At 61.4% G+C, this 4,203-nt stretch carries 2 protein-coding genes; both read left to right on the forward strand.

The genetic code is table 11. The annotated features are described in order from the left end of the window. Positions 1–232: 232 nt before the first annotated feature. Positions 233–1,048 (forward strand): hypothetical protein, encoded by an 816-nt coding sequence (locus tag ACPF7Z_RS19250; protein WP_425194853.1) that lies wholly within the window; start codon positions 233–235, stop codon positions 1,046–1,048. Further along, a complete protein-coding gene (locus ACPF7Z_RS19255; RefSeq protein WP_425194854.1) occupies positions 1,021–4,032 on the forward strand; it encodes a molybdopterin-dependent oxidoreductase in 3,012 nt (1,003 codons plus the stop codon). The genes ACPF7Z_RS19250 and ACPF7Z_RS19255 overlap by 28 nt, the downstream gene beginning before the upstream one ends. Positions 4,033–4,203 lie beyond the last annotated feature (171 nt).

The following is a 4,203-nucleotide window of genomic DNA, read 5'->3' on the forward strand; positions in this document are numbered from 1 at the left end:
GGCGGTGGGCATGGTACATTTTGTCATGGCGGCTGATGCGGTTGATTCTGGTGTAGGAGCTTGAATTATAACCGATTTTCAGCCGCTTTTTTCATGCCCGATGCAATATCCGGGCTAGAGGTGTTTGTGCGCTATTCGAGCTTACACTAAGCTGAGGCGGTGAAGGCGGGAGGCAGTCCCGCTGATACCCGCGCATAAGTTGCCCCATAACAAGAAACGGGTGGTTCAGGTCGTGAATGATTTCTCCATCCCTAAACACGCTTCCAGTCGCCGCCCCGATCAGAGTAACCCCGTTTTACTGGCGCTGTTGGCATTGCTTCTGCTGGCCTGTTTCGCGGCAGGTGCCGTCCACATTTTGGATGTCGCTCGTCGCCCTGGCGATGCGCTGCATCAGAGCGCGGCGATCCTTGGAGCGATATTGCTGCTAGGCCCCCTGGCGTTTTTCCTCGCCAAACGCATGGGGTATGCTCAAAGCCCGCCCTGGTGGTTCGTGGTGCACGTACTGGGGGCGAATCTCGGGGCGCTGGCAATCCTCTTTCATGCTGTCGCCGGCTCGCTTGTCACCCCGGCGAGCATTCCCTTGCTACTGATGCTCCTTCTCTGTATCCAGGGTATTGTGGCTCGGGTGTTTTTGTCGCGCCGCTTGAGCTTTCTGTTCGCCCGCAGCACCCAGAGCTTCAACTTTCAGGAGCCGCTGGGTGTCGATCGGGAGGCGCTGCGGACGGTGATCGAGCGAAAGAAAGCGCTGCTCGAAACGCTCGATCCCACCTCCACGGAGGCGACCTTTTCGCCTCGACTGCGTCACTTTCTTGCCAGTCCCATTCAAGCGCTGCGTTATCAAGGGCTGGCGGAAAAGGAGCTGCGCCTGGTGGGCGCGCGCAGGCGGGCGGGCAGAGTGCTCGCCACCTGGCGGCGGCTGCATCTGCTTGGGGCGGCGCTTTTCTATATCGGCATGCTGGGTCATGTGGTGATCATGCTGTTCTTCGCCGGCTACGCGGCGGGGGAGGGCGAGATTTACTGGTGGCATCTGGCCGCCTGGGGGCGATGATGAGCGAAACGCTGAGCCTATCCATCGATCTGGAGCGCTGCACCGGCTGCAAGAGCTGCGAGGCCGCCTGCAAGCAGGCCAACGGCCTGGGACCTCACAGCTATCGCAATCGCGTCATGTGGTTTTCTGCCCAGAACGGCGAGGCGACGGGTTATACGCCGCCGGCACTGCTGGATTTTCTGACCGTGACTTGCCAGCAGTGCGAGCGACCTGCCTGTCTGCGCGCCTGCCCGGTCAATCCCAAGGCGATCAGCAAGGATCCGGTCACCGGTGTGGTCGCCATCAACGAGGATCGCTGTACCGGTTGTGGTGAATGCGCGATTTCCTGTCCTTACGGCGCCATAGGCTACAATGCCGAAAGCCATCATGCGGTGAAGTGCGATCTGTGTGCTCATCGCCGAGCCGTGGGCGACGACCCCGCCTGTGCTTCGGTGTGTCCGACTCAGGCTATCCGCTTCGGCCGCAAGGAGGATCATCTTGCGGCCGCCGAGGCGGCGGGACGTGAGATGCTGGACATCGACCATTTCCTGCAGAAACCCGCCACGGTGTATCTAAAGCGTCACGCGGACGAGGGTCTGAGCCAGGAGCAGCACCGTCAGCGCCATGGCGCGCAGCGTATACCCGCGTTAATGGTGGACGATCAGGTGCGCGCCAACCTTGATCATTCCGCGCTCAATCTGGCCTACGATGCCACTGCCCGGGAGCGCGTCGCCGATATCGAGACCGTGCGCGTCCCCGGAGGCTGCAACATCTGCTTCAACGGCTGCCCCATCGTCTACGAGCTGCAGGGCGGACGGCTTAGCCACGTTTATGGCAACAAGGAAGACCCTATCTTCGAGGGTCGCCTCTGCCCTAAGTCGCAGATGACGTTGCAGATGTACGAAGGCAGTGAGCGCTTGCTGTATCCGCTCAAGCGAGTGGGCGAGCGCGGCGAGGGCAAGTTCGAACGCGTTACCTGGGAACAAGCCCTGGAGGAGATCGCCGCCAAGCTGACGACGCTGCGAGATGCCCACGGCACGGACAGCCTGGCCATACAGTCCGGCTCGCGCACCGGTACCCTGACGATTCTTGGCTGTGTCCCCCTTTTCGCTAACCTTTGGGGTACCGACAACGTCGCCACCACGGAGCCTTTTTGTGATCTGAGCAAGGTGGTCGCCCTGGAGATGACGCAGGGGTCGGTAATGATGGCCAACGTCTACACCCCGGAGGATATCGGTAGCGCTGCGCTCTACGTCTACATCGGTGACAATCAAGCGGAGACACGCCCGGTCAACTTCGGGCTGGTCAACCACTGGCGGTTGAATAACGGTGCGCGGCTGATAGTGGTGGATCCAAGGGCCACCGCCACCGCCGCCAAGGCGGACGACTGGCTCGCCATTCGCCCGGGCACCGACATGGCCCTGGGTCTGGCGATGATCGGTCATATCCTCGAGCACAACCTGCATGACACGGCCTTCTGCGATGCCTGGATCGAGGGCTTCGAGGTTTGGCGGACGTTCATTCGGGAGCAGGGCTATACCCCCGAGTGGGCCGCCCCCATTACCGATCTTCCCGCCTCACGTATCGCCTCCCTGGCAGAAGAGATCGCAAGCGCGGACGGTACGATGCTGATGCTCAGTCGTGGCGTCAATCAACACACCAATGCGGCCCAGACCCACCGGGTCTTCATGTTCCTGGCGGCAATCACCGGTAACTGGGGACGTCGGGGTGGCGGCTATTTCAACGTCTCCTCGGAACCCGACGTGCAGGCGCCGGTCGTGCCAGAGGGGCGTCGTCCGCCGCGCCGCCCGGCGATCGGCAAGAACCCCGCCAGTTGGGCGGATGCCATGCTGGGAAAGGCGGCCTATCCGATTCGCGGCCTCATCACCGGCAACAATCCTTTGGCGCTATGGCCGGATCAGAACAAGATGCGCGAGGCGGTGGCGAATCTCGATCTGCTGGTGCATCTGGAACTCTACCGCAACGCCACCTCGGCGTTCGCGGACTACGTGCTGCCCATGGCCAGCGGTATCGAGAAGGGCGGCACCACGCGCCTGGCCGAGGATCGGCGCATCGTCTGGAACGACAGATTGATCGACCCGCCTGGAGAAGCAAAATCCGATCACTGGTTCTGGATCGAACTGGGCAAGCGTTTCGGCTTCGACGATCTGCTCAAGGAGGAATACAAGGACCCACGCCGTCTCTGGGACGAGGTGCTGTGCAAGGCCTCCCCCACGCTGAAGGGTGCGACCACTCGACGCCTGCTGCAAAAATCCAATCGCAGCCTGCGCGTGCCGCTTGCCGATGAAAACGCGCCAGAAACCGATACGCTGTACCTGGAAGGCACCACCGCCTTCGGTCAAGCGCCGGGCAAGCGCTTTCCCACTTCCTCGGGCAAGCTGGAGTTCTACACTCAGGCCCAGGTCGAACGCTTTGCCAAGGTGGGGCTTTCGCCTCAGCCGTCGTTCTATTCCGAGGCCGCAAGTTCCGTGTCGCTGCCGCATCTGGTGGCAACGGAAGAAAGTATCGTGTCGCCGTTCTTTGGCGTGGCGCATTACGCCACGCCGGGCCGTGTCGTTGCGGCGGGGGAGGGGACTGCACCGCCAGAGGGCTTGGACGTGGAACTGGTCACCGGCCGCCCACCGGCGCCGCATTTTCATTCCTGGACCCACTACTTCTGGCAGGCCCAGGAGATGTGGCCGGAGCTCTACTGTCAGATCCATCCCAAGCTGGCGGATTCGCTGGGTATCCGCGACGGGGACCAGGTGCGGGTTACCACCCGAACGGGGAAGATCGAGGCCCGGGCCTGGTGCTATGCGGGCATTCGCGAACGGGCGATCTTCATCCCCATTGGGTGGGACGAGTGCCAGCCCTTCCATCCTGGGGCTTCCGTCAATCATCTGACTCAGGTAGTCCTGGACCCTATTTCTCAACAAGCCAACCTGAAGTTGACCATGTGTCGGATAGAGAAAATCGATATACCAGATAAAGATCGTATCCATTGACGCATAGCCTGCCTGTATCGTCATCGCCGGGGTTGTCGACAAGTGATCGAGGGGCTAGCCCGGATATTGCACCGGGCTGGTCAGCAGCGCCCAGATTCCGAGGGCGCGGGCCGTTGCCGCGCCCAAGCCTCTAATTTGATGGTTTTTTGATCAGTTCTTTGGTTTCAGAAC

The organism is Halomonas sp. GXIMD04776 (assembly GCF_049808615.1).
Lineage (GTDB): Bacteria > Pseudomonadota > Gammaproteobacteria > Pseudomonadales > Halomonadaceae > Modicisalibacter.